Annotated in this window: 19 protein-coding genes; 10 read left to right on the top strand and 9 right to left on the bottom strand. The window is 31.3% G+C overall.

Translation table 11 applies throughout. The features are described 5' to 3' along the window. Positions 1-23 precede the first annotated feature (23 nt). From recN to V6251_RS02500, 8 genes are all read left to right on the top strand, one after another. Entirely contained in the window at positions 24-1676 is a 1653-nt protein-coding gene (gene recN / locus V6251_RS02535; protein WP_341586912.1) for a DNA repair protein RecN, read from the top strand. 97 nt (positions 1677-1773) lie between these two features. After that, positions 1774-2598 carry an enoyl-ACP reductase FabI gene (locus V6251_RS02530; RefSeq protein WP_145001996.1) on the top strand — a complete coding sequence of 275 codons (825 nt, stop codon included), beginning with the start codon at positions 1774-1776 and terminating at the stop codon, positions 2596-2598. Between the two features lie 245 nt (positions 2599-2843). After that, positions 2844-5435 carry a T9SS type A sorting domain-containing protein gene (locus V6251_RS02525; protein WP_341586911.1) on the top strand — a complete coding sequence of 864 codons (2592 nt, stop codon included), beginning with the start codon at positions 2844-2846 and terminating at the stop codon, positions 5433-5435. Between the two features lie 73 nt (positions 5436-5508). Then, positions 5509-6513: a glycosyltransferase gene (locus V6251_RS02520; protein ID WP_341586910.1), complete on the top strand. Its 1005-nt coding sequence runs from the start codon at positions 5509-5511 to the stop codon at positions 6511-6513. Positions 6514-6606: 93 nt separating this feature from the next. Then, positions 6607-7476, top strand: coding sequence for a CdaR family protein (locus V6251_RS02515; RefSeq protein ID WP_341586909.1), 870 nt, complete (start codon positions 6607-6609; stop codon positions 7474-7476). Further along, positions 7473-8072, top strand: a complete 600-nt coding sequence (gene coaE / locus V6251_RS02510) for a dephospho-CoA kinase (protein ID WP_341586908.1) — start codon at positions 7473-7475, stop codon at positions 8070-8072. Before V6251_RS02515 ends, coaE begins: the two co-directional genes overlap by 4 nt. A gap of 106 nt (positions 8073-8178) precedes the next feature. Continuing rightward, a complete protein-coding gene (locus V6251_RS02505; protein WP_292948579.1) occupies positions 8179-9714 on the top strand; it encodes a sensor histidine kinase in 1536 nt (511 codons plus the stop codon). 4 nt (positions 9715-9718) lie between these two features. After that, entirely contained in the window at positions 9719-10429 is a 711-nt protein-coding gene (locus V6251_RS02500; RefSeq protein ID WP_028281877.1) for a response regulator transcription factor, read from the top strand. Between the two features lie 49 nt (positions 10430-10478). Here the strand turns inward: V6251_RS02500 and V6251_RS02495 are convergent, their stop codons facing one another. The 8 genes from V6251_RS02495 to V6251_RS02460 all read right to left on the bottom strand — a co-directional run bounded on the left by V6251_RS02495 (position 10479) and on the right by V6251_RS02460 (position 18719). Further along, positions 10479-11474 (bottom strand): hypothetical protein, encoded by a 996-nt coding sequence (locus tag V6251_RS02495; RefSeq protein ID WP_341586907.1) that lies wholly within the window; start codon positions 11472-11474, stop codon positions 10479-10481. Further along, positions 11471-12385 carry a tRNA (adenosine(37)-N6)-dimethylallyltransferase MiaA gene (gene miaA, locus V6251_RS02490; RefSeq protein WP_341586906.1) on the bottom strand — a complete coding sequence of 305 codons (915 nt, stop codon included), beginning with the start codon at positions 12383-12385 and terminating at the stop codon, positions 11471-11473. Before miaA ends, V6251_RS02495 begins: the two co-directional genes overlap by 4 nt. A 23-nt stretch (positions 12386-12408) precedes the next feature. Beyond that, positions 12409-13269, bottom strand: a complete 861-nt coding sequence (locus tag V6251_RS02485; protein WP_341586905.1) for an ion transporter — start codon at positions 13267-13269, stop codon at positions 12409-12411. A gap of 31 nt (positions 13270-13300) precedes the next feature. Then, positions 13301-14671, bottom strand: a complete 1371-nt coding sequence (locus V6251_RS02480) for an exonuclease domain-containing protein (RefSeq protein WP_341587164.1) — start codon at positions 14669-14671, stop codon at positions 13301-13303. A 12-nt stretch (positions 14672-14683) separates the two neighbouring features. Then, on the bottom strand, positions 14684-15343 hold the full coding sequence (locus V6251_RS02475) for a YggS family pyridoxal phosphate-dependent enzyme (RefSeq protein WP_341586904.1): 660 nt from the start codon (positions 15341-15343) through the stop codon (positions 14684-14686). A gap of 17 nt (positions 15344-15360) precedes the next feature. Then, on the bottom strand, positions 15361-16599 hold the full coding sequence (locus V6251_RS02470) for a DUF1015 domain-containing protein (protein ID WP_341586903.1): 1239 nt from the start codon (positions 16597-16599) through the stop codon (positions 15361-15363). 112 nt (positions 16600-16711) lie between these two features. Then, on the bottom strand, positions 16712-17599 hold the full coding sequence (locus tag V6251_RS02465) for a 3-hydroxybutyryl-CoA dehydrogenase (RefSeq protein WP_341586902.1): 888 nt from the start codon (positions 17597-17599) through the stop codon (positions 16712-16714). Positions 17600-17759: 160 nt separating this feature from the next. Continuing rightward, complete coding sequence (locus V6251_RS02460) at positions 17760-18719, bottom strand: Gfo/Idh/MocA family protein (RefSeq protein WP_028281886.1); 960 nt, start codon at positions 18717-18719, stop codon at positions 17760-17762. Positions 18720-18879: 160 nt separating this feature from the next. Here V6251_RS02460 and V6251_RS02455 point away from each other — a divergent pair, with 160 nt between their 5' ends. After that, entirely contained in the window at positions 18880-19521 is a 642-nt protein-coding gene (locus V6251_RS02455) for a protein-L-isoaspartate(D-aspartate) O-methyltransferase (RefSeq protein ID WP_145001983.1), read from the top strand. 11 nt (positions 19522-19532) lie between these two features. On the opposite strand, the gene V6251_RS02450 is transcribed toward V6251_RS02455, so the two are convergent. Beyond that, the gene (locus tag V6251_RS02450) at positions 19533-20207 is read right to left on the bottom strand and encodes a YiiX/YebB-like N1pC/P60 family cysteine hydrolase (RefSeq protein ID WP_341586901.1); all 675 of its coding nucleotides are present in this window, start codon (positions 20205-20207) and stop codon (positions 19533-19535) included. A 185-nt stretch (positions 20208-20392) separates the two neighbouring features. Here V6251_RS02450 and V6251_RS02445 point away from each other — a divergent pair, with 185 nt between their 5' ends. Further along, positions 20393-21016 carry a LysE family translocator gene (locus V6251_RS02445; protein WP_341586900.1) on the top strand — a complete coding sequence of 208 codons (624 nt, stop codon included), beginning with the start codon at positions 20393-20395 and terminating at the stop codon, positions 21014-21016. Positions 21017-21035 lie beyond the last annotated feature (19 nt).

Here is a 21035-nt window from a genome sequence, read left to right as displayed (position 1 = left end):
AATTTTAACCTTTCACTTTAAGAATGCTTACTGGATTAACCATAAAAAATTACGCACTAATTGATCAACTTCAAGTTAATTTTAATGATGGGTTTACCATTATTACAGGAGAAACTGGAGCTGGTAAATCTATACTTTTAGGAGGCTTATCATTAATTTTAGGTAAACGTGCAGACTTATCTAGTTTACGTAATCCTGAAAAAAAATGTATAATAGAAGCCTCTTTTGATATTTCTAAATACAAACTTAAAAACTTGTTTAAGGATCAAGATTTAGACTACGACACACAAACAATTATTAGACGAGAGATTTTACCATCAGGTAAATCTAGAGCGTTTGTAAACGACTCGCCTGTTAACCTGTCTAATTTGCAAGCTTTAGGAGAACATCTTATTGATATTCATTCGCAAAACGAAACATTACAGTTGGTGGATGACGCATTTCAATTTCAGGTCATTGATGCATTGGCAAATACAGAATCTAATTTAGAAACCTATAATCTGCATCTAAAAGAGCATAAAGTATTACAAAAGGAGCTAAAACAGTTACAGCAATTTCAGGCCGAAGCTATAAAGGAACATGACTATAATTCGTTTTTATTAAATGAATTAGTTGCAGCAAATTTAAAAGAAGGCGAGTTAGAAACTCTAGAAGAAGAGTATGAACTTTTAAATAATGTAGAAGCTATACAACTTAAATTAGAAGAAGCTAATGCGCTTTTAAGCGAAGAACAAGCAGGTGTTTTAACATCACTAAGAGAGGTTAAAGCAGCCTTTCAAAAACTGGCTGTAATATCAAATACTTATCAAGATTTATTGGATAGGGTTACTAGTAGTTTAATTGATTTAGATGACGTTTTGGTTGATATAGAACGTTTTGAAGACAAATTAGACGCTGATCCAAATAGGCTAGAGGTAGTTAATGCTCAGCTTATGACCTTAAATAACCTAATGCAAAAGCATTTAGTTAAGTCTATTGAAGAGTTGATTGAAATCAGAGAGGCTTTATCCAAAAAAGTGGAAGCAACTGAAAATGCTGACCAAGATATTACAGATAAGCAAGAAGAAATTAAAGCTTTAGAAAAATTATTAAATACTGAAGCTAAAAACATTACAGATAAGCGTAATAAAGCCATACCAGAATTAAAAAAACAATTAGAAGCTTTATTGACGCAATTAGGTATGCCTAATGCACAATTTAATATAAGTCTAGAAGCATCTAATACGTTTTTATATAACGGAAAGGATAATTTAAACTTCTTATTTTCTGCCAATAAAGGTGGTCAATTTAACGTGTTAAAAAAAGCAGCATCTGGTGGAGAATTATCAAGAATAATGCTAGCTATTAAGTCTATTTTATCAAAATATGTCAAGCTTCCAAGTATTATGTTTGACGAGATTGATACAGGTGTTTCAGGAGAAATTTCTAATAAAATGGCAGATATCATGTCGCAAATGAGTACTAAAATGCAAGTCTTTAGTATCACCCATTTACCACAAATTGCAGCTAAAGGAAACACGCATTATAAAGTCTATAAAGAAGACGTTAATGAAGTGACCACAACTAATTTAGTTAAATTGGACTATGATGAGCGTGTTGTAGAATTGGCTCAGATGTTGGGAGGTACCCAATTATCAGATTCGGCAATAGCACATGCTAAACAACTATTAAATTAGTGGCTAAATTTCCGCGAAAGCGAATTAAAAAAATATTAAATACTATCTTTGACAGATAATATAATAAACTAACATATCAACTGATAAACTATAAGTTATGTCATACAATTTATTAAAAGGAAAAAGAGGAATCATATTTGGAGCATTAGACGAAAACTCTATAGCATGGAAAACAGCAGAACGTGTCCATGAAGAAGGTGGTACTTTTGTACTTACAAATGCACCAGTTGCAATGCGTATGGGTCAAATTAATGTTTTAGCAGAAAAAACGGGCTCTCAAATAATTCCTGCAGATGCAACAAGCGAGGAAGATTTACAAAATCTTGTTACGCAAGCAATGGAAATCTTAGGAGGTAAAATAGACTTTGTATTACACTCTATTGGTATGTCAATTAATGTTAGAAAAGGAAAACATTATACAGATCAAAACTATGCTTGGACACAAAAAGGAACAGATGTTTCTGCAATGTCATTTCATAAAACAATGCAAACGTTATACAAGCAAGATGCAATGAATGAATGGGGAAGTATCGTGGCTTTAACTTATATGGCAGCACAACGTGTTTTTCCTGATTATAATGACATGGCAGATAATAAAGCCTATTTAGAAAGTATAGCACGTAGTTTTGGTTACTTTTTTGGAAGAGATAAAAAAGTTAGAGTTAATACTATATCACAGTCGCCAACACCAACTACAGCAGGTAGTGGAGTAAAAGGATTTGATGGATTTATCGCTTACGCGGAAAAAATGTCGCCTTTAGGTAATGCTACAGCTTTAGATTGTGCAAACTACACAGTGTCGTTATTTAGTGATTTAACTAAGCGTGTGACTTTACAAAACCTGTTTCATGATGGTGGTTTTAGTAACATGGGAGTTAGCGATGCAGTAATGAGCGCATTTGTAGATGGTATTGATAAATAGATACTACTAATACAATTTTAAAAAGCCTTACAGATATGTAAGGCTTTTTTTATGTAATTAAACTACTGGCAATCAGTTGTATGTAAAAACTTACAATTCTATTAATTACATTTAACATAAGGTTAATGGTATTTTAACCCTTTTTTAAGACTTCTTGTCGATTTGATGTCTATGGTAGTGCTAGGTTAAGAATAAATCAATATTTTTAGAAGATGATTAATTAATTACTAACTTATACTAAACTTATGATGAAAAAAATTACTTTATTATTGTGTGTTGCTCTTATTAGCTGTTTTTCGGCTATGGCTCAACATACCTTCCCTGTAATTACAGGACCTACAAATGTAACTCAGGGTTCACCTGTGACTTTAAATATTAACGATGCTGCTAATAGTGCTGCTGTTCCCTCTGGAAATTATGCTACTTTTAGTATTTCTATTGATTGGGTAAGCACAGATAATGCTTGGGCATCTGAGTGTGATTTGGATTTAACAACAGCAGCTGGAACTGTAAACTTTAATTTACCATCTACTGGTAGTGCAAATAGTGGTGCTGCAACAACAATTACATTTGATGGAAGCTTTACTGCAGATTACGATCCAGATGCGGATGGAACTTTTGATATTGTTTTAGATCAAACTTATTCAGGTTCGGCTGGAGATTGGTCAAATATAACAGTAACTATTGTTCCGGCTTTAACCTGTACTTCACCTGTAGCTACTGCTGTGGTAGGAACCACAGATTGCGCAGCAGGAACATACATGATTGATGTAGATGTTACTAATTTAGGTGATGCGACATCTGTAACTATTGCTAATGATGCAGGAGTTTCAAGTACACCAGCGACAGCAACAGGAATGGTTAGTGTGGGACCTTTCACACCAGGAACCGATGTAAACATTACTATTGAGCATGATCAAGATAGCTTATGTAACTTAGAGTTAAGTACTTTATCATATAATTGTCCACCATCTAATGATGAGTGTACTAGTGCAATACCATTGACTGTAAACGCAGACTTAGATTGTATGAATGTAACTTCTGGAACTATAGCAGCAGCTACAGCTTCTGGAATAGCAACAGCTTGTGGAGGAACAGAAGATGATGATGTTTGGTATAGTTTTATGGCTACATCTACCACTCACGTAATCGATTTACAGAATATTACAGGAGGAACAACGGATTTATATCACGCAGTTTATGATGCAACTTCTGGTTGTGAAGCATTAGGAACAGCTTTAACTTGTTCAGACCCTAATACTAGTACAACTTCAGGTTTGACTGTTGGAACTACTTACTTTGTACAAGTTTATTCTTGGACAGGTACTGCAGGACAAACTTCTAATTTTGATATTTGTATTGGTACACCACCACCACCACCAGCAAATGATACTTGCGAAGGTGCTATTGAGTTGACTTTATCGTCAGATGATTCATGTGATAACAGTGTTTCTGGGACAACTAACAGTGCTTTACCATCTGCTTCAGGAACTTGTTCTTCAACAAATAAAGATGTATGGTACACTTTTACACCAACTGAGGATAATAACTACGTATTTAGTGCTACTGAAACTTTTGATTCAGGATTTTCAACAACTTATCTTTCATTATATTCGGGAGACTGTGAGACTACTACTCAAGTAGGTACAACTTGTTTTACTACTGCAGCCCAAACTTTTACTTTAACTGGTGGTACAACTTATTTTGTGAATGTAAGAAGTACTTCAGGTACTGCATATGTTGATTTTGATTTATGTGTTTTCCTTGCTCCACCACCACCAGCAAATAATGCTTGTGAAGATGCAATTACTATTAATGCTGGAGATTCAATCTCTGGTGATACTACTTACGCTACTAATGTAGAGAACTTAACAGTATGTGAAGGAGGAACAGTAGGTACAACGTGTGATCCAGGTGGAGATTCTACACCTAACGCTGGTTTACTTGTTTTTGGTACAGGAGTGTGGTATGTATATAATTCACCTGGTAATGAATCTATTTCTATTGAGGATTCTGCTGGTGCTTTCGATTCAGAGATTCAAGTATGGTCTGGAGCTTGTGGTTCATTAGTTTGTGTTGCAGGAGATGACGATAGTTCAAATACAGGATCTGGTGGTTTTGTTTGTTTCGATTCTGAAGCAACAGCTACAACTTATTATATTTACATAGATGGTAATGCAGCTACTGGTGTAGGTGCTTATACATTAAATTTAAATACAACACCTTTACCACCTGCTAATGACGAATGTGCTGCTGCAGAAGCTTTAACTTTAGGAGTTGAAATCACAGGAGATAATACTGGAGCAACAGATTCTGGGGTAGCTGCAGATTGTTTTACAGGTGCAGTTGCTGATTTATGGTACTCATTTGTAGCACCTCCTTCAGGAGAAGTTACAGTGACTACAACTGCTGCTCAATATGGTGTTTATACAGATTGTGCTGGTACTTTAGTTGGTGCTTGTAACTCGTCTATAGTTGGAGGATTAACGGATGGTACTACTTACTATGTAAGAGTTAGTGATGATGGTACTGCTAGAGCACAAGCTCCAGGATCGTTTACTTTATTACTTTCTGAGTCTGCTTTAAGTACAGTTGAGTTTAATACAGAAGCTTTATTCTCATACTATCCAAACCCAGTTAATGACAACTTAACATTAAAAGCTCAAAAAGAGATTTCTAATGTATCAGTTTATAACATGTTAGGACAAGAAGTGTACAGAAACGCACCTAATAGTGTAGATAATCTAGTAAACATGTCTGACTTACAGTCAGGAGCATACTTTGTTAAAGTTACTATTGGAGATGTTACTGAAACAATAAAAGTTATTAAGAAATAATCTTAAACTTTAATACAATTAAAAGCCACCTTTTTAGGTGGCTTTTTTTATACGTTTAACTTACATTTGTTATATGGAATTAAGTTTTTCGTTTATTATACCTGTTTATAATCGTCCAATAGAGATTGAGGAGCTATTAGAAAGCTTTTTAACCTTAAAAGGTAACTATAGCTACGAAATTGTAATTGTAGAAGATGGATCTACCATTACGTCTAAAGCTATCGTAGATAAATACATGGATAATCTTGATATATCCTATTATTTTAAGTCAAATTCAGGACCAGGAGATTCCAGAAATTTTGGAATGCAACACGCTAAAGGTAATTACTTTATTATTTTAGATAGCGATTGTTTATTGCCTAGTCACTACTTACAAGAGGTAGAAGCTAGCTTAAAACTTAATTATGTAGACTGTTTTGGCGGACCAGATAAAGCACATCATTCGTTTTCAAATCTTCAAAAAGCGATAGATTTTAGTATGACGTCTGTAATTACAACAGGAGGCATTAGAGGTAATAAATCTAGTTTGGATAAGTTTCAACCTAGAAGTTTTAACATGGGATTATCAAAATTAGCATTTGAAGCTACCAAAGGATTTGGTAATATCCACCCTGGAGAAGATCCTGATTTGTCTATTAGACTATGGGACTTAGGATTTAAAACAACTTTATTTCCAGAAGCTTATGTGTACCATAAAAGACGTATATCTTGGAGTAAATTTTATAAACAAGTTAATAAATTTGGTTCCGTAAGACCTATTTTAAATAAGTGGCATCCACAAACTAAAAAAATTACCTATTGGTTTCCAACAGTGTTTTTTATTGGAGTTATTATAGCTTTGGTTTTAATACTGTTTAATCTATTTTTACCTTTATACTTAGTGTTATTTTATTATTGTCTAATCTTTGTTGTAGCAGTATTAAAAACTAAAAATATTATTATTGGTTTTCAGGCTTTATTAGCAGTATCCATCCAGTTTTTTGGATATGGTTACGGATTTTTAAAATCTACATTACTATTATTTTTAAAGTCAGAAAAACCAGAAACTATTTTTCCTCATTTATTTTTTAAAAATTAAGGCATGCAAAAACTTAAGTTAAAAATATTAGGGTTATTTAAAAGTAAAAAAATCAATATTTTTTTATTGTTTTTTTTATTAGCTTTTTCAATTTTGGTTTTAACAAAACTATCTAAAGTTTATACAGCTACGCTAGCTTTTAAAGTAAAACCTAAGGAGGTTAGTGATACGCATGTTATAGTAAATTCAAACAATCCAGAGCTTGATATTACAATACAGACTACAGGTTTTAATTGGCTTAGGTATGCTATTAAAAGACCAGAATTAGATATTAATTTTAAAACAGACATTTCAAAAAAAGATTCAACTTTAATTTGGAGTGTTTCCAAAGGGTTTTCAAATATTAATAAGCAGTTTAATAAAGAAGAAAAAATTATCAGTATTAATCCAGACACACTACTTTTTAGATTTGATGTCAATGATGTAAAATATGTACCAATAATCTTAGACTCTAAAATTCAATATGCTAAAGGGTATAACACTTTAGATACTTTAAAAGCTGTACCTGATAGTGTTAAGTTAATTGGTCCAAGTTCTGTTTTAAAAACAATTAGTAAAGTAAAGACTCAGTATTTAGAATTAAGGGAAGTGAAATCCAATGTAAATAAAACGTTATTACTGCAATTGGATAGTTTAAATAAAAATATTAAAACCAATATAAAGCAAGCTAAGTTGATGGTTAATGTTTCTAAATTCTCTGAAGGCGTTTTGGACATTCCAATCCAAATAATTAATATTCCGGAAGGTGTAAAAGTTAACTATTTTCCAAAGCAAGTGTCATTAAGTTTTACCACAAGCTTAGAAAAATTTAATACCATAAATGCCGAAGACTTTAAGGTTATTTGTGATTATAATGAAGCTTCAGGAAATTCTGCATTAGTTCCTAAATTAGCTAAACAACCTAAAAACGTTAAAAATATTAGGGTTTTACAACAAAAAATTGAATTTATAATTACAGAATGATACCAACAATCGTAGGCTTAACAGGAGGTATTGGTAGTGGTAAAACTACTGTGGCTAATTATTTTAAAGCATTAAATGTGCCTGTTTATATTGCTGATAATGAAGCCAAAGCTTTAATGGATCGTTCTAAAGTTATTAAACGTAAATTGATTAAACTTTTTGGGGATGAGGCTTATGTAGACAATACATTAAATAAACCATTTATTGCAAGTCAGATATTTAGTAATCAAGCTTTACTAAAAAAAATGAATGCAATTGTGCACCCAAAAGTTGCAAAACATTTCTCTAATTGGGTGAAAAAACAAAGCGCACCATACGTTATTAGCGAAGTCGCTATAATTTTTGAAAACGGAAGTCAAGGCAAATACGATTATATAATTACTGTCGTAGCACCAGAACAGACTAGACTAAATCGAGTAATTAAACGTGATAACTCGTCTGAAGCTAAGGTTAAAGCGATAATGAATAACCAATGGACTGACCAACAAAAGACAGAATGTTCAGATTTTGTAATTAATAATACGGATTTAAAAGACACAAAACTTCAGGTTCAAAATATTCATAGTAAACTCTTAAAATCTATAACAAAGAATTAAATTTTAACGTTTTTGTTAATGTAAGGTTAAATGGTAACATTGCTAAATGTTAAAATCTTAATTTTGGATGATGAACAAAAGGATTTTTTTTGTGTTAGTCGTTTTAATGAGTTGTTCCCTAATAGGAATCATACTAGTTCAGGCGTATTATATAAATAATTCACTTCAAAATACTGAAAAACAGTTTAACTTCAATGTAAGAAAAGCACTAAGCTATGTGTCTAACATTGTAGAAAATGAAGAAAAAGAGGATTATTTAAGAAAGTTTAATGATTTATTAAGCAATGGATCAATTAATGTAAATGATACAACTGCAATTATAAACATTTACATTAAAGAGGATAATCCTGACACAAACGAAACAGTAATTTATCGAAACGGTATTTTAGAAGAAAATTATAAAGTATCATCAGCGCTCTTTGACATAGGTTTAGATAGTTTAAACGTAAAACGTATTTTACAAAAAAGAGAAACCGAAATTATTGAAAACAACTCTATAGATGGTAGTAAAAACCTATCATCAATGCTTGCAAGGTTAAGTAAACTTAATGAAAGTACACGTATTGCTTTAGAGACTGTTTATAAAGATAAAGCCTATTTAAAACCAATACACAAACGTGTTGACGTAGACAAAATCAATAGGTTACTAGCATTAAAATTGTTAGAAAATGATATTGATATAGGTTACGAATTTGCAATATATAGCAACGATTTAGCAACAAAAATTAAAACTCAAGATTTTCAGTTAAATCCAGCATCTACGTTTAGTGTACCATTTTTTTATAATGAAAATGATAAAAGTAATTACAGACTATTAGTTAATTTTCCAGAACGTAAAAAGTTTATATTATCATCAATTTTAACGATGCTAATATTATCTATAGTTTTTACTTTAATTATAGTCATAGCTTATTCTAGCGCATTATATCAATTAATAAAACAACGTCAAATTTCTGAAATTAAAACAGATTTTATTAATAATATGACGCATGAGTTTAAGACGCCAATTGCGACTATTAATTTAGCATTAGATTCTATTAGAAACCCTAAAATAATTGACGACAAAGAAAAAGTCCTACGTTATTTAGGTATGATAAAAGAAGAAAATAAGCGTATGCATGCGCAAGTGGAAAATGTACTAAGAATATCTAAACTTGAAAAAAACGAACTAAACATTAGTAAGGAACGTGTAGAACTTAACGACTTAGTAGAAGATGCTATATCACACGTAGAGTTGATTATTGAAGATAGAGGTGGACATATTGAAACACATCTTGATGCCGAAAAATCCTCGGTTTTAGCAAACGAAACACACTTTACAAATGTATTAGTAAACGTATTGGATAATGCAATTAAGTATTCTCCAGATGCACCTAAAATTATTGTCACTACAGAGCTGGCAGGAAATAATATATTAGTGCATATAAAAGATCACGGAAGTGGTATGAGTAAAGTAGCTCAAAAACGTGTGTTCGAAAAATTTTACAGAGAGCATACAGGTAATATACATAATGTTAAAGGTCATGGATTGGGCTTAGCATATGTAAAACGAATAGTTGAAGACCATCATGGTCACATATCAGTAGAAAGTGAAAAAGAAAAAGGAAGTACTTTTACAATAAAGCTTCCGTTAATCTCGTAGTATTATGGATGAACAATTAAAAAGAATATTATTAGTAGAAGATGACCCAAATTTTGGAACAGTCTTAAAAGATTATTTATCAATGAATGATTACGAAGTTACCCATGCAAAAAATGGTATGGAAGGCTTTGAAAAATTTAAACGTGGTGATTTTGATTTATGTATTTTAGATGTCATGATGCCATATAAAGATGGATTTACTTTAGCTAAAGAAATTAGAGAGAAAAATGCAGAAGTGCCAATCGTGTTTTTGACTGCTAAAGCCATGAAAGAGGACGTGCTTAAAGGTTATAAAGTTGGTGCAGATGACTATTTAAATAAACCTTTTGATAGTGAAGTCTTATTAATGAAGATAAAGGCTATCATGCAACGTAAAGCAAACGATACAGTTGCGGACAGTAAACAATTTGAATTTAAAATTGGAGGATTTGATTTAAACTCTAAGCTTAGATTTTTAACATACAATGGAGGAGAACAAGTTAAGTTATCTCCTAAAGAAAACGAATTACTGCGTATGTTAGCTTTACATGAAAACGATTTAATGCCACGTGAGTTAGCATTAACTAAAATATGGAGAGATGATAATTACTTTACATCTAGAAGTATGGACGTGTACATTGCTAAACTTAGAAAGTATTTAAAGTTAGATCCAAATGTGGAAATTTTAAATATTCACGGAGAAGGATTTAGATTAGTAGTTAATCAAAACGATTAATTATCAAATATATATTAAAAAAGCTAGCATTTATGCTGGCTTTTTTTGTTTAATAAATCGAGTCTAAAATAATTTTAGCAACATTAGGTTTGTAATGGCTGCTTTCAAAATAGTTACTAATAGGCTCTGTTAAATTATTTTTCCCTGAAAAGTCAAAGACTTTATCTTTACCAAAAATAGAATAGAGTAGTACTAATTGTTCTTCTTCCATAGGGATTTGATCATACAAAGGCGAAACAACGATTTTGTAATTAGTATCATGTTTATTAAATACAGATTTTATTTTATTAAGTAAATCTATTTCTCTTTTAGTTTTTTCTAATGTAATATTAGGTTCTTGAGGTCTTTGATAAAATACACCTTGTTGTTTCAATTTATTATAATAACCTAAACTGTCTTCTTTAATCTCTTTAGCTAATCCGTAATACGAATCATTGAAAATTGGTGTAAACGTATCTGGATATTTGTCCATACGTACATAATTTTTCATATAAGTTCTATACGTTTTAAATAAAGTAAAATCGGTGTAAGCCATCATAAATCGTGGATTAAGATTTGCTAAAATAAAACTACTATAAAATTCGTATTTAGAAACATCATTAAACACTATTGGATTAATGTTTAAATGATTTAATCTTTTTTTTGTACCAGCCAACACCTCTCGATCAATAATAATTAAAGCATGGGTTATAGGCGAATTTAAATGGTCTAAAAATTCTAATTTTTTATAAATACCATATAAATCTTCACTATGTGCATCATAATGAAACGGAACCGATTTTTCTGGTAAATAGTGCTTCCAGATTGGAGTTTTAAAGGCTTGAGATCTTGAGCTACCAAAAATAAAACTGTCATAGTTTACACTGTCTTTATTTTTTAAAAAAATCTTTGTAGATACGTAAGTCCTATTTAAAGTAGTGATGTCTTGATTATAATAGTTTTCATAATCTTTAAAAATTTTAAAAATATCTAAGGATAAAACTATTATCACATAGAGTATAATAGGAATAAAAAAGAATGCTAATTTTTTTAAAAAAATCTTCATTCTAACTCAGATTCTATTTTAGTAATTATAGCGCTTAATGGTGTTTGATAGTCAAACCAAAGGGTTTCAGGTTTTCTTCTAAACCAAGTTAATTGGCGTTTTGCAAAACGTCTAGAGTTTTTCTTAATTTCAGTAATTGCAAACTCTAATGTCCAAGTCTTATCCAAGTAATTAAATAGCTCTTTATATCCAACAGTGTTAAGGCTGTTTAGATTTTTAAAGGGAAGTAAGGATTCCACTTCTTTAATCAACCCATTAGCAACCATAATATCTACTCGCTGGTTAATTCTGTCGTAAATAACATCACGATCAGCCTCAAGTCCTATAGTAATTGTTTTAAATGGTCTATGGTTTTTATCTTTATTTAAAAAGGAAGAATAGGGTTGTCCACTGCCAATACAAATTTCTAAAGCACGAATGACACGTTGTGGATTATCAATTTTTATGGTGTTATAGGATTGTTCATCTAAAGTTTTCAGCTTAAGCTGAAGTGTTTCCAAACCTTCCGTTTCTAATTGTTTATTTAGTTGCTCTCTTATCTTTTTATCGACCTCAGGAAAATAATCTAAACCGTTAGTAACAGCATCAACATATAATCCAGAACCACCAACCATTATAACAACGTCATTAGTTTTGTGTAGGTTTGTAATGCAGTCGATTGCTTCTTTTTCAAAAGCACCAACATTATAGTCTTCTGTTATAGATTTATTATGTATAAAATAATGTTTAGCAGCTGCTAATTCTTCTGCTGTAGGAGCAGCTGTACCAATACTCATTTCTTTAAAAAACTGTCTTGAATCTGCAGATATTATTTGGGTATTAAAATGATTAGCCAACTTAATACTAAGTGCAGTTTTACCAATAGCAGTTGGTCCAACAATTGAGATTAAATATTTGTTAGCGTGTTTCAAATTTATTGTAATTAAGTAATTGTTTAATGTAGGTTGTTACCACAAACTCTGCAAAAGTTGGCATCATCGTCATGATTGTCTTCATGACAATTAGAGCATCTTTGTGTATTTAAATTTAGTTTTTTACTTGTTGTATTAGAGGGTTGGTCCTCAGATTTCTTTAAGCTTTTAGAGTATTCTGCAGACACAATTCCTGTAGGTACTGCTATAATACCATAACCTAAAATCATGATAATAGTTGTAATAAACTGTCCAAGTGCAGTTTGTGGTGCAATATCTCCAAAACCAACTGTGGTTAATGTTACAATACACCAATAGACGCTTTTTGGGATGTTTGTAAATCCGTTATCTTCACCTTCGACCAAATACATAATAGTTCCAAAAATTACGGATGATATTAATACAGCAAATAAAAACACAAATATTTTTACACGACTAGCAATAATTGAATCTCTTAATTGGTTTGAGGCTCCAAGATATCTTGCTAATTTAAGTATTCTAAATACACGCAGTAAGCGTAACGCTCTAAGAGTTACTAAAGCGTGTGATCCTGCAAAAATAAACGAGATGTACATTGGTATTGTAGATAGTAAATCTAAAATACCGTAAAAGCTAAAGATGTATTTAAATGGCTTTTTTACTGTAATTATGCGTAAAATATATTCAATACTAAAAAAGATAGTTATAATCCACTCTCCAACATATAACGCGTTGTGGTACTTTTTATCAATGTGATTTACACTTTCTAGCATAACTAGTAGTATACTAGCTAAAATTAAAATAAGTAAAACGACGTCAAAAAACTTACCAGCAGGCGTGTCTGCTTCATAAATAATTTCATGAAGTTTATCTTTCCAATAAGTTTTATCGTTTGTTGGGCTCATGTGGTAAAAATACTATAAAAAAGAGAATTAATTACTTAGCGTCTAATTCTATAATTTTTATGCGTTTATTTTTTCTTAGGTAACTTTGTATAATGTGTTGTTGATCTCTATTATTCTCCATTGGAGTAATAATAGACTCTAGAATGTCCAAATTATTAATTTGGTAATTTAAATTATAAAAGCCAAAACCTTTAAATATTCCATTCTGGATTAAAATGGCACTACGCTCATCCACCTCTCGACCACGATCAATAATAACCATGTTTTTGTTTTTGTAGCTGTATTTATCTAATAATTCTTGTACGCGTTTATTATAATCTTCTGGAGATTCCTGTTGTACGCATGCACCTGCACATGTTTTTACTTCGTAATGGAAACAACTTGTTTTGGTTTTATATATTCCTGAAAGTTTTTGACACAAATTAAATTGTTCGACCATTTTTTCTAAAAAATGACGTCCACTTTGTCTAGTGCTAAAGGTTGTTATACAAGGTTTTCTGCCATCAGCTTTATCAATAGTAAGATTAATATAACCGTTTTCGTCTATAAAACTGTATAGTGCATGTGTAAAAATACTTCTGCGTAAAGCTCTATTTAATATAGGTTTATTACGCTTAATCTCTTCGCTTTCTTTTAAAAGCGCCACTAATTCACTTCCTGTAGCTTCATATTTTACAGCTGCTACTTGTGTTTGCATTTTCTTGGACTTTGGTGTAGTACCAGTAAAATGTTGATTAACGCGATTTTTTATGTTCTTACTTTTTCCAATATAGATTAACTCACCATCTGCTTTATACATGTAGTAAACTCCAGTAACAGAGGTTAAATTATCAATTATATCTATTAACCTAGGCTCCATCTGGAATTTTGGTTCTTTTTTAATAGATTCCTTAATAATTGTTTTATTAGTATCCTTAGTAAGTAATAGCTTAAAAAGTTTAACGGTTGCTAAAGCATCTCCAGATGCACGATGCCTATCTGTTACAGGTATGCCCAATGATCTAACTAGTTTACCTAAACTGTAAGATTTTTGATCAGGAATTAAATCTTTAGACAACTCAACCGTACAAAGGGTTTGTCTTTTAAAAGGAAATCCAAGACGTTTAAACTCGGTTTTTAAGATACGATAATCAAATTGCGCATTGTGAGCCACTAAAATAGTGTCTTCTGTAATTTCAACGATTCGCTTAGCTATCTCGTAAAATTTAGGCGCATTTTTTAGCATTTTGCTATTTATACCTGTAAGATTAACCACAAAGGGTTGAATCTCTCGTTCTGGATTTACTAAACTTATAAACTGGTCTACAACCTCGTGTCCATCAAATTTGTAGATAGCAATTTCGGTTATTCCTTCTTCATTAAACTTACCACCAGTGGTTTCTATGTCGACTATTGTGTAAATAAAGTTTGTTTTTTAATTATAATTTCTAGCACCAAATATACTACTTCCCACTCTAACCATGGTGCTACCACAATCTATAGCTAATTGATAATCACCACTCATTCCCATACTAATTGTCTTTAAACTAGGATGTATTGTTTGAAGCGAATCAAAGGTAGTTTTAAGTAAATCAAATTCTTGTTTAATCTGATTTTGGTCTTCAGTAAAAGTAGCCATTCCCATCACGCCAATAACATTAATATTAGTTAAAGCTGAAAATTCTTCAGATTGAAGTAAATTAGTTGCGTCTGGTATGGACATTCCAAATTTAGAATCTTCCGATGCTATTTTAATTTGAAGTAAACAATCGATGCTTCTATCGTGCTTTTTGGCTTGTTTATTAATTTCTTTAAGTAATTTAAAGCTCTCCACACCATGTATTAAGTCTACAAAATCAGCCATATACTTTACTTTATTGGTCTGTACGTGACCAATCATATGCCATTTAATATCTTTTGGCATTTCTTGATGTTTGTCTGCCATTTCTTGGATTTTGTTTTCTCCAAATATGCGTTGACCAGCATTGTAGGCTTCCATTAAATCATTAACAGGTTTTGTTTTAGAAACAGCAACTAAAGTTACATGTTTAGGAAGTGTAGCTTGTATTTGATTTAGGTTTTGTTTAATTGACATTTGCTTTATTTTTTTACTTAAAACTCGTAAATAGTAACACCACTTCTAATTTTAGGCTCGATATAAGTACTTTTTGGAGGCATTGTTAATCCGTCGTCTGCAATTTGCTTCATCTGAGAAATTGTTGCAGGAATCATACCAAAACCAACAGTAAATTCTTTACTATCCACCTTACTTTTTAAATTTACAATATCTTTTTTACCACTAAGGTAATGTATGCGATTATCGTTACGTAAATCTGTGATTCCTAAAATAGGTTGTAAAATGGTTTTAAAAAGTACTTGTGCATCTAATTCGTCCAAAGACGTATCAAATGTATATTCTGTTTTTCTTAAGTATAACGAGTAAAATTCGCCATCTAAATACATACTAAAGTGATGTGATTTTGAGGGTTGGTAAGGTGTTAATCCTCTGTTTTCAATTCGATAAACGGTATCTAGTTGAATTAAAAATTCTTCTTTAGTTAAGCCATTTAAATCTTTTACTAAACGGTTAAACTCGTGTATACGTAATTCGGATTCTGAAATTAAATAACTCATAAAAAAGTTATAGCTTTCTTTACCAGAATGATTTTTATTTTCATTTTTTAAATCCTCACAAAGTAATTGTGAGGATGCTGACCTATGATGTCCATCTGCAATGTACAACGTTGGCATTTTGCCAAAATTAGTAGTAATAGCTTGGATGTCTGTGTCGTCTTCAATTAACCATAAATAGTGCGTGTCTCTGTATGTTGTTGTAAACTCAAACTCGGCACGCTCTTTTTGTTTTTCGGTTATAATTTTAGAGATCGTATCATTATCAGGATAGGTTAATAGTACAGGTTCTGCATTAAAACCAACGGTTTTTAAATAGTCTTTAAAAACGGTTTCGCGAGAAGCGATAGTATCCTCATGTTTTTTAATAATATTATTGTTATAATCGTCTACGCTAGCAGCTGCAACAATACCATTAAATACTTGAGAATCACGATCTACTATTTTGTAAATGTAAAAGCATGGTTTTTGGTCTTGTTTAAATACACCATCTTCTTTAAATTCAGAATATCTGTTTCTAACTAATTTATAACGTGCTTCTCCAGAGATTTCTTTATCGTATTTGTATCCAGGATTTACAATGTGTAAAAATGAAAATGGATTATGGTCTAAACGTGCTTCTCTTTCGGGTTGCGTATAACTTTGATAGGAGCGTGAGGCTACTAAACTAACCTTATCTCTAGTAGGTCTAACCGCTTTAAATGGTAGTATTTTAGTCATTGTTATTGCAAATAAATCAAGAAAGATTAGACAGTTGGTAAACTTTAAAAAAAATAAAAGGCATAAGATTGCAAGTTAAAACTGTTAATCTAAATATGCCTTTTATTGTTAATTATATAAATTGCTGAGATACTTTTTCTGCCTTTCTGCTTTCAGAATAATCATAAAAACCTTCACCAGATTTAACACCTAATTTTCCTGCGTTAACCATATTTACTAATAAAGGACATGGTGCGTATTTAGGGTTTTTAAATCCATCGTACATGACATTTAAAATAGAAAGACATACATCTAATCCAATAAAATCTGCTAGTTGCAAAGGACCCATTGGATGTGCCATACCTAACTTCATTACTGTGTCAATTTCTTGAACACCAGCAACACCATTGTATAGCGTCTCAATAGACTCGTTAATCATTGGCATTAAAATACGGTTAGCAACAAAACCAGGATAATCATTAACCTCTGTGGGTATTTTACCTAATTGCTTAGATAATTCCATGATAGTATTAGTCACTTCATCGCTTGTATTATAGCCACGAATAATTTCGACTAATTTCATGATTGGTACAGGATTCATAAAATGCATTCCAATAACCATATCAGGTCTAGAGGTTACAGCTCCAATTTGTGTGATAGAGATAGAAGAAGTGTTAGTCGCTAAAATCGTGTCATCACCACAAGCTTGGTCTAATTGCTTAAATATTTTTAGTTTTAAATCTAAGTTTTCTGTTGCAGCTTCTACAACTAGGCTTGCATACTCAACACCTTCTTCAATACTAGTAAAAGTGCTAATATTACTTAAAGTTTCAGATTTGTCAGCTTCAGATATTTTTTCTTTAGCTACCATACGATCTAAGTTTTTAGAGATGGTATCCATTCCGCGTTTTAATGACGCTTCGCTAATATCTATTAATTGTACTTTAAATCCAGATTGTGCAAACGTATGTGCAATACCATTACCCATTGTTCCTGCACCTATAACTGCTATGTTTTTCATTTAAAATATATTATTTTTTAATCCCTTTATTCTGGGCTTTTATTATTTTTTTTACTGTTTTTTCTTACCACCAAATAATACATTGACAAAAAAATCTACAATGTAATTCCATAGTGTTTTCTTGTTTTTATTTTTTTGATTGGTCATAACTTAAAAGGTTTTAAAACTGATCTATAATCATGGTTGCCACTCTTAAAGCTTCCGTACCATCATGCAATGTTACTATTGGTGTTGTATTGTTGTTTATAGCATCAGCAAAAGATTCTAACTCATCTAAAATGGCATTATTGGCAGCAATTTCAGGATTGTCAAAATAAATTTGCTTTTTAACACCTTCTGCATTTTGTAAAACCATATCAAAATCTCCAGGTGTTTCTGGTGCATCTTTCATTTTTACAACTTCACATTTTTTCTCTAAAAAGTCAACAGAGATATAAGCATCACGTTGAAAAAAACGTGTTTTGCGCATATTTTTAAGTGAGATTCTACTAGCAGTTAAATTAGCAACACAACCATTAACAAACTCGATACGTGCATTAGCAATATCAGGTGTATCACTTATCACTGAAACTCCGCTTGCAGATACATTTTTAACTTTAGATTTAACTACACTTAAAATAACATCAATGTCATGAATCATTAAATCTAAAACCACAGGTACATCAGTCCCACGAGGGTTAAACTCGGCTAAACGATGCGCTTCAATAAACATAGGACTATCTAATTGATCTTTAACTGCGATAAATGCAGGATTAAAACGCTCGACATGACCTACTTGACCTTTTACACCATTTTCTGCAACTAAAGCTCTAATACTTTCGGCTTCATGCACAGTATTGGTTATTGGTTTTTCAATAAATATATGTTTACCTTTAGATATGGCTTGTTTAGCACAATCGTAATGAGAAAGGGTAGGTGTGACAATGTCTACAACATCTACAGCATCTATTAAACCCTCAATGGTATTAAAATATTTGTAACCAAATTCGGCTTCTACTTTTTTAGCGTTGTCCTCATCAGCATCATAAAATCCTACTAATTGAAATTTGTCTGATTGATTTAATAATCTAAGATGAATTTTTCCAAGGTGACCAGCACCTAATACACCAGCTTTTAGCATAGTTTGTTCTGTTTTCAACAAAAATAAGTTTTTTTACACAGTATTTAATATGAATTTGATAATTATATAATCGATTTAAGACAAAATTATAAATTGAATGAAAAACCTTTTCAGCTTTAAATTTTTGAAGTAATTTTATGCTCTAAACTATCCACTACCATTGAAAGACACTTTTAAACATCAAGGCTTACGACAGCAACTAGTAGCTGTTTTGAAGGACAAAGGAATTACTAATACCGCAGTTTTGGCTGCAATTGGCAGAATACCAAGACATTTGTTTATGGATTCTAGTTTTTTGGATCATGCGTATCAGGATAAGGCATTTCCTATCGCTGCAGACCAAACCATTTCTCAGCCTTATACTGTAGCTTTTCAAACCGAATTAATGCAAGTTAAACGAGGTGATAAAGTGTTAGAGATTGGTACAGGTAGTGGCTATCAGACTGCTGTGCTTTGCGAACTTGGTGCTAAAGTATATAGCATTGAAAGGCAACAAGAGTTATTTAAAATTACGAGTCGTTTTTTACCTAAATTAGGATATAGAGCAAAAAAACTGATTTTTGGAGATGGTTATAAAGGTTTAAAAACCGAAGCACCTTTTAGTAGTATTATTGTTACTGCAGGTGCGCCTTTTGTGCCAAACCCTTTATTAGCACAATTAGAAATTGGTGGACGTTTAGTAATACCTGTTGGAGATAAAGTACAAACTATGACGCTTTTTGTTAGAAAAGGTCCAAAGGACTTTGAGAAAACAGAGTTTGGCGAGTTTAGATTTGTTCCGCTTTTAGAGGATAAGAATTAGTAGATTAAGTTCTAATCATTTTCGTAATCATGAACAAAGGTAATATGACTGCTACTTGCCATTAAATTAGGGTTTGTTCCTTCAATGCCTTCTGGAATTGATTGGTTACGTGCTTTGTAATATTTAACCCAACTAGATAAAGGTTTACCAGAGCTATCGCTAAAAGTCATTGGATGTGTAAGAAAAGGAATGGAATCTTTAGGTAAGTCTTGATTTGAAAACATTTTGTAAACTAACTCTGAGCAATAATAGGAGGTGTCATCCCATAAAAAAATATCATCATAAGGTGTGTTAACTCTGGCAATACCATATTGTATCGCTGTTTTTAGATAAGGCTTGTAGTAGTTGTCTAGCCTTGCGACTGTGGTTTGCGGTTTATTAAATTTATTTTTATTCCTTTCTAAAAAATTAGCTATTGGTGTTATGCAAACGCCTTGTTTTGGTATAGCTTCTACAACAAACCATTTGTTGTCTTTTTGCATAGCCATACCAACATGAGAATAATTTTTGGCAGAAGCAGTTGCTGTAACGTCTTTTATAGCGTTATCAATGTCGTCTGATCCTGTGTTTTGGAATAGTAAATCCCCTTCATTTAACTCAAAACTACTGTTAGTTTTTGTATTGCAACCTAACAAAATACATGAGAGTAATACAATGTATGATATGCGTTGTAAAAAATAATTCATTATTTAAAAGTGTTAAAATGAATTATCAAAATTACGGAAAAACTGTACTTGATTAAAGTGAATACTGTAAAATACAAAAGCTTTTTATTTTTTGAAATTTAAGTTAAGTCTTAAAAAATGTTAATAGCTACTAATAATAAGCCAGACATGTTGTTTCTTTGTTTGCTTATAAACATTAATAAATTATGACATTTTTTATCTGCTTACTATTAGGTTTTTGTATTGCTGCTTTAGGAAGTATTACACCTAGTTTTTTAAATTTAACAGTTGTAAAGTATAGCTTAAAAAACGGTAAAAAATCTACATTTTATTTAATAGTTGGTTATGCAACAGTTTTGTTTTTTCAAGCAAATTTAGGCGCTTATTTGGCTAATATTTTAATGAAAAATTCTGAATACATCACCTTAATACAAAAAATAGGAACAGGTATTCTCTTTTTGTTATCCATTAATTTTTTTAGACTTTATTTTTCTCCTAAAAAGGAAGTTAGTGAGAAAGAAATTCCTAAATCTAAATCCTATTTTTACGGTATTTTAATGTCCTCATTAAATATGATGGCTATTCCGTTTTACTTTACATTTATTTCGTTATTAATTGGTTTTAAATACTTTGAATACAATGTGTTTAATGCTTTTTATTTTTCAATCGGTTCTACCATTGGTTCTTTTACTTTGTATACGATTTATGCGATTGTTGCTAAAAATATTGAACATAAACTAACTTACATTGCTTCTAAAATGGATTTTATCTTAGGTTGTTTAACTGGTGTTGTTGGTATTGGTAACGTGATCTATTTGTTTAGTAAGTAGTATAGGTAGTAGGCCTATA

Source organism: Olleya sp. Ti.3.14, assembly GCF_038154885.1.
GTDB lineage: Bacteria > Bacteroidota > Bacteroidia > Flavobacteriales > Flavobacteriaceae > Olleya.
This window is presented reverse-complemented; position numbering and strand designations above follow the sequence as displayed.

Excerpts from the sequence above, each read along its gene's own strand:
- V6251_RS02470 (WP_341586903.1), bottom strand. The coding sequence starts at position 16,599 with ATGACTAAAATACTACCATTTAAAGCGGTTAGACCTACTAGAGATAAG.
- coaE (WP_341586908.1), top strand. The coding sequence starts at position 7,473 with ATGATACCAACAATCGTAGGCTTAACAGGAGGTATTGGTAGTGGTAAA.
- V6251_RS02475 (WP_341586904.1), bottom strand. The coding sequence starts at position 15,343 with ATGTCAATTAAACAAAACCTAAATCAAATACAAGCTACACTTCCTAAA.
- V6251_RS02465 (WP_341586902.1), bottom strand. The coding sequence starts at position 17,599 with ATGAAAAACATAGCAGTTATAGGTGCAGGAACAATGGGTAATGGTATT.
- V6251_RS02520 (WP_341586910.1), top strand. The coding sequence starts at position 5,509 with ATGGAATTAAGTTTTTCGTTTATTATACCTGTTTATAATCGTCCAATA.
- V6251_RS02445 (WP_341586900.1), top strand. The coding sequence starts at position 20,393 with ATGACATTTTTTATCTGCTTACTATTAGGTTTTTGTATTGCTGCTTTA.
- V6251_RS02450 (WP_341586901.1), bottom strand. The coding sequence starts at position 20,207 with ATGAATTATTTTTTACAACGCATATCATACATTGTATTACTCTCATGT.
- V6251_RS02485 (WP_341586905.1), bottom strand. The coding sequence starts at position 13,269 with ATGAGCCCAACAAACGATAAAACTTATTGGAAAGATAAACTTCATGAA.
- V6251_RS02460 (WP_028281886.1), bottom strand. The coding sequence starts at position 18,719 with ATGCTAAAAGCTGGTGTATTAGGTGCTGGTCACCTTGGAAAAATTCAT.
- V6251_RS02530 (WP_145001996.1), top strand. The coding sequence starts at position 1,774 with ATGTCATACAATTTATTAAAAGGAAAAAGAGGAATCATATTTGGAGCA.
- V6251_RS02525 (WP_341586911.1), top strand. The coding sequence starts at position 2,844 with ATGATGAAAAAAATTACTTTATTATTGTGTGTTGCTCTTATTAGCTGT.
- V6251_RS02500 (WP_028281877.1), top strand. The coding sequence starts at position 9,719 with ATGGATGAACAATTAAAAAGAATATTATTAGTAGAAGATGACCCAAAT.
- recN (WP_341586912.1), top strand. The coding sequence starts at position 24 with ATGCTTACTGGATTAACCATAAAAAATTACGCACTAATTGATCAACTT.
- V6251_RS02495 (WP_341586907.1), bottom strand. The coding sequence starts at position 11,474 with ATGAAGATTTTTTTAAAAAAATTAGCATTCTTTTTTATTCCTATTATA.
- V6251_RS02505 (WP_292948579.1), top strand. The coding sequence starts at position 8,179 with ATGAGTTGTTCCCTAATAGGAATCATACTAGTTCAGGCGTATTATATA.